This is a genomic window from Aquabacterium sp. UBA2148 (assembly GCF_002328915.1).
Taxonomy (GTDB): Bacteria; Pseudomonadota; Gammaproteobacteria; order Burkholderiales; family Burkholderiaceae_C; genus Aquabacterium; species Aquabacterium parvum.
On the sequence record NZ_DCXA01000063.1, the window covers coordinates 1 to 5,595 of the forward strand.

General features: G+C 65.1%; 3 protein-coding genes. All 3 read right to left on the reverse strand.

Annotated features, from left to right (window positions below):
* Positions 1 to 114: 114 nt before the first annotated feature.
* Complete coding sequence (locus B2W70_RS03600; RefSeq protein ID WP_286742940.1) at positions 115 to 4,440, reverse strand: pilus assembly protein; 4,326 nt, start codon at positions 4,438 to 4,440, stop codon at positions 115 to 117.
* Between the two features lie 41 nt (positions 4,441 to 4,481).
* Positions 4,482 to 5,099, reverse strand: coding sequence for a pilus assembly PilX family protein (locus B2W70_RS03605; protein ID WP_152987494.1), 618 nt, complete (start codon positions 5,097 to 5,099; stop codon positions 4,482 to 4,484).
* Between the two features lie 50 nt (positions 5,100 to 5,149).
* The coding region (locus B2W70_RS03610) for a PilW family protein (protein ID WP_286742943.1) at positions 5,150 to 5,595 on the reverse strand (446 nt) is incomplete at its 5' end.

Sequence of the window (5,595 nt, forward strand, 5' to 3'; positions counted from 1 at the left end):
GTGTCGCCGCCCCGCCACTGCACCACGCCGGTCAGGACCATCGCGTGCAGGGTGGTGGCCAGCACCAGTGGGGGGGCGATTCGCCAGGTCTTTGTCATGGACGCCTGCTCGGGGTCAGTCGATCAGTTCGCGCCACGAGGTGCGGCGAACCGATCCCGGGGGCGCGGAGCCACCAGCGGGCGGCCGCTTGGTGTGGATGCCTCTGCGGTTGTCGGGCACCAGCACGGTCGACTTGCCGCCGCCCAGGTCCAGCCAGGTGATGCCGGTGCCCAGGCCCGACGAGATCTGCTCGCCGGCGTACTTCTGATCGACGGCCGTGCTGCCGTTGAGCACGCTCAGGAAGTAGACCCAGGATGTGCCGGTGGGGGAGCAGGCGGTGCCTTCCGGCACGGCGCTCACGGCGGCCAGCGTGTTGTATTGCAGGCTCATGTCGACAGCGACGCGTTCCTTGGAGCTGGGCAGGTCGATTCCCCAGCCCAGGTCGGTGCCCCAGCGAACCTGGTTGACCGGGGTCGCGATGGTGCGGGTCTTGCCATCGGAGCCGGTCTCCAGGCTCTGACGAACCAGGCGCTCGTTGGCTCGCACGTCGCCCCAGCCCGTGCTGGTCAGGGGGTCGGTGATGGCGTAGATGCTCTGGGTCTGCGTGTCGCTCATGTCGGTCTGGCCCAGGAAGCGTCCCGTGCCCACCAGCACCACGGCATGCTTGCCGCCGCCGTAGCTGACTTCGGCCAATTCCGGTCGCGTGGTGATCGGTTGGGCCTTGGTGGTCGTGACGCCGCTCTTGGTCGTCGAGGTTTGCAGTTGAGCCAGCAGCAAGGCCTTGCCCTTGGGTTCGATTTCGTCGTTGAAGTCGAAGCGCCACAGGTTGCCCAGCAGGTCGCCACCGTAGGCGCGGCGGGCGACGTTGTCGGTTTCGGAGTCGATCCAGACGTTGATCTTGCCCAGGCCGCTCGGGGTGGTGGTGTCGCCCACGCCCACTTCGGCGCCGCCCTTTTCAACGGTGGTCTGAATTTTCTTGATCAGGCTGCCGGTGTTGGCGTCGACGATGTAGAGCGCGCCCACGCCCGTGCCGCTGCCGGTGTGGTTGTTGTAGCCCGACGAGAACATCACCGTCCAGACTTGCTTGAAGACCTCCTTGTCGGTGGTGCTGGCGGCTTCGTCCTTGACCTTTATCTTGGTGATGATGGGGTTGCCGTAGCTGTAGCCCATGTCGGCATCGTTGGAGGTGTCGAACTCCCACAGCAAGGTGGGGCTGGTCGGGTTGGTGATGTCCAGCGCGTAGTAAGCTTTGCCGCCCTTGTTGAGACCACCCACCAGGATGGTGCGCCAGGTGCCGCTGCTGTCGGCCACGTCACCCACGATGGGCGAGCCATCGACGAAGTAGCGGTGGCGCTCGGCGTAGTCGCTGTCGGCGAGGTGGTACAGGTTGGGCATCACGGCCGTTGGCACGAAAGCCCAGCGCTCGGTGCCTCCGGAGCTGGAGTCAGCCGAGATGGCGTGCAGCATGCCGTCGTTGGCCGCGATGTAGACCGTCTTGGCCCGCGACGACTGATTGCGCACGAAGTCGGCGTAGCCTTCGTCGACGTACTTGAACGGGGGCGCGCCCACGAACACCGGCGACGCGTTGACGATGTCACCGAGCACACCGGTGCGAGCACGGAAGATGCTGCCCTCGTTGGTGCGGTCACCGCGCAGGTAGTTCACCAGGTTGGCGCCGCTGTTGAAGATGGCGCGCTTGTCGTCGTCAAAGCCTTCGCATTGGGTGGGGGCGGGGCTGCGCGAGCAGGCGTTGGCGAACTGGGCGCTCAGGCCGTCTGCGGTGAGGTTGGTGAAGTTGAAGGGCCTGAGTGCGAGCGACGTGCTGCCACCGGCGCTCACGCTGCCCTTGTAGTAAATGTTGCGCGAGCTGTAGAGGGTGGCGTTGAGTTGATCAAAGGCGCTCCACAGCTCTTGCGAGGACACCTCGACCCCGGTGAGCACACCGCCTTCGGTGACCTCGATCAGCTTGAATGCCTTGAGGTCGCCGACCCAGTTGAGCGTGGTGTACGAAGCCAGGTAGGCCTCGTCGGTGCCGGGCACGGGGCGCAGCGAGCTCGCTGCAGCCGAGCCGCTGTAGCCGGAGGATTGTTTGATGGTGGTCAGGGTGTCCTTGATGGACTGCTCCAGCACCTTGCTCTCGGAGCCTGAGAAGTACTGGCCTCGGCCGTTGACCGCAGCGTGCCAAAGGTCGTCGATCTTGCCGGGGATGTCGCTGTCGATCGAGCTGGGGTTGTAGGGCGTGGGCCAGTTGTTGGGGCCGTTGCGCACGTTGAAGTAGTCACCGCTGGACTGGCTGATGTAGTTGGGGTCGTACTTCATCTGACCGCTCACACCCAGGCCCAGGGTGAAGGTGGTCATGTGTTGGTAGGTGCCGGTGTCCATGCCGCTGGGCGAGAGCTCGCCGCGGCAAGCCTCGTGGTCGGGCGTGCGGATGCAGTTCACGCTGGCGTCGACCCGGAACGGCGTGGCGTAGTAGTAGGCCGCCACGTCAGCCAGAGAGTTGGCGGCGCCACCTTCCCAGGTTTCCTGCGTGTTGGTCAGGGTTTCGGCGGTGACGACGTTGTTCAGTGGCGTGGCCGTCGAATCGACGATCACCGTCGAGGTGGCGGGGCCCGCAGCGTAGGAGGTGCTGTTGGTGCTGGGCAGGAAAGTCGAGCAGGTGTTCCAGAACGAGACCGTGCAGCTGGACGAGCTGATCTTCCTGCGCGAGCCCGTGGCTTGCCAGCCACCGGCTGTCGGGCCGGTGACCTGCTCGTTGGTGTCCGTCACCGAGGTGCCGACGACGTTGGGCGGGTTGGGGCTGGTGATGTCCCGCGTGACCAGGCCGTCGAGGGTCTCGTACGTGCGCGTGGCCTGTGTGGCCTTGACGGTGGTTCGGTCTCGTGTGGTGACCGTGGTGGAGGTGCTGTAGCCGGCGGTTTCGTAGTTGGTGCAGGTGTAGGTGGTCTTGCCGGACTTGGTCACGCCCACGCAGACGCGCTCCTGGTAGTTGCCCAGCGGGTAGCTGGTCACCGTGCGGCGCCACTCGCCACTCACGGTCGACTCACCATCGACGCGGTAGGTCTTGACGATGCGCATGCGCGCGCCGTCGTACTGCGGGCGCTTTTCGTAGCCGTCGACCTGGCCGACCAGCGTGGTGCCATCCACCTTGAAGGCGCCAAAGCCGTTGGCTTCGTCTTCGTCCGGGGTGTTCCAGTAACCGTCGGTGGACAACAGGGTGTAGTTGCGCTGGCAGCTGTATTGAACCGGGTCGTCGGTGGCGGTGGTCTGGCCGGAGATGAGTTTGCCCTCCTGGCCGGGGGCGGCGTTGGCGTAGTAGCGGCCCGCCTTGGAGAGCGCTGCACGCAGCGGGGTCCAGCTGGTGGCGGGGGTTTCGTAGAGGCTGCGGTAGAAGTTGGCGCGCTGGGTTGCGTTGAAGTCACCGATGGCCAGGAAGTGGTTGTTGCCGGTCACCGCAGACGGGTCGGAGATGTTCGAGTAGCCCACGCGGTACTGATCGTCCAGGCCGGCGAACGCGAACCCGGCCGAAGAGCGCATCGTCAGGATGCGCTTGCGGTAGTAGGCGTACCAGTTGGCGTAGTTGCTTTGCTGTTCAGCGGTCATGCTGCTGACAAGCGCGGACGTGAACACGGTGCCGACGGTGGTCCGGTTGCACTCCGTGTAGAAGGTGTTTTGCACCACCGCGCCACTGGCGTCGTACGTCCAGCCCAGGCGGGGTTGCGAGCCGATGTAGGTGTAGTACGTCCAGCCCGTGGTGTCGACCGCAGACGGGGGGCCCACCCTCCAGCCTGCATAGCTGATGTTGGCGTCGTTGGTGCTGAACGTGACATTGACCGTCACGCTCAGCGGAGATGAGGTGGTGAAGCTGGTGATCGTGCCTTGCATCCAGCGGGCGCTCGATCCACCGACCGAGCTGCTGGTGTCCGACACCATCAGCAAGGTGTTGCCAACGGCGTAACCCGAGGTGCTGCTGACCGTGAAGGTCTTGCTGCCCAGGCCCATGTTGTGGGTGCTGGAGCTGCTGCGGCTGCTCGACATGCTGGGGTTGAAGCCATCGTTTCGGCTCGCCGAAGCTTGCAGGGTCGGGTAACTGGCGCCGGTGGGCGTCTTGGGCGGGTCGTAGGTGACGTCGGGGTTGTAGGCCAGGCCGTTGCACTGCGAAGAATCCCGTCCGATGGCCCGGCCGTAATCGTCGTTCTGCAGCAGACCGACCGACTCGGGCATGTAGGTGTTGGCCATCGAACCCGAGTTGTCCATGATGAACAGCAAATTGGGTTTGGCCGAGATCTCGGTGCTGGCCAGGGGCTCGTTGGACAGGTCGGTCTCGCCCGCCATCAGGCGGGTGGACAAAGCCATCGTCGTGCTGACAACGATGGCGCAGAGGGTGATTCGAGACTTCATGGCCGTTCCTTTCACGCCCGTGAACCGCTCATCGCACTTCATCAGAAGTGGATGATGGTTTCGGTGTAGCTGACGGTGTTGCGGGCGCCCACGGAGCGCACGATGATCCGGTAATAGGCGTCGGGGGATCCGACGAATCGGGCGTAGTCACCGTAGTCCAGCTTGCCCCGTTTGGTGGAGCTGCCGCTGGACGCATCGGCGGGGGTGATGCAGGCGTTGCCATCGGCGATGGCGCCAGCCTGCTGGCAGAGCCGGAAGATCACGTAGTCGCTGCGCTGATCCCCGTCGGCAGCCAGGCTGCGTGCGCCCAGCGTGCATTGGGCGGAGGTGGCCTCGTTCGCATACTTGCAGCCGTCCGCTTCCCAGTCCACCAGCAGGCGGGTGCTCTCGCCGCTCTGGCCGGTCGGGTCCAGCGTGTCGGTCGAGCTGGCGTAGTAGCCCGAGCCTCCGCCGTTGTCGTTGCTGGAGTTCTGGGTCCGATCCGGCACGCCCTGCAGGAAGACGATGGCCGCTTCGGTGGCCCGCTCGGCAGATGCCGTGGCGTCTTGCTTGAAGCCGAGGTTGCCCAGCACCATGCCACTCGTGTCGACCGAGCGGATCAGGGCGACGGCGCCCATCGACAGGGCCACCAGCGCCAGCAGCGCAAAGATCAGGGACATGCCTCGCTGGGCGGCCCTCATCGACGGATCAAGGTGTGATGCGTGCATGGTCAGTTCGCCCACAACATGTTGCGCAAGGGGATGACGGTGTCGAAGACCTTGTAGCGGTAGTGGCGCCACTCGGTGTCGTTGGCCGCAGAGACCTGCAAGGTCAGGCACTGGCTTTCACCGCAGTCGTCGGTGCCGGTGACGGTGACGGTCTGGCCGACGTCCCACAGCGGGTCGCTGGTCGTGACCTCGTCTTTTTCTCGCTGGGCGCTGCGGGCCACCACGGCCATGCGCACGGTGCGCACCTGGCGCCAGCCGGCGTTGTCGGTCGGGGTGGTCTGGTCGTAGCTGTCGACCACGCCATCTTCGTTGGTGTCCTTGCCGTAGTAGGCCTTCATCAGCACGATCTGAGAGGCCACGGTGGCGGTGGCGGGGACGTCGGTGGCGGTGATCAGGTCAACGCTTTGAAGGTCGCTGTCGGCACTGACCTCGTAGCGACGGCTGACCA

What these genes read in the sequence shown, in the direction of transcription:
- B2W70_RS03600 (WP_286742940.1), bottom strand. Translation starts at nt 4,440, where the DNA reads ATGAAGTCTCGAATCACCCTCTGCGCCATCGTTGTCAGCACGACGATG.
- B2W70_RS03605 (WP_152987494.1), bottom strand. Translation starts at nt 5,099, where the DNA reads ATGTCCCTGATCTTTGCGCTGCTGGCGCTGGTGGCCCTGTCGATGGGC.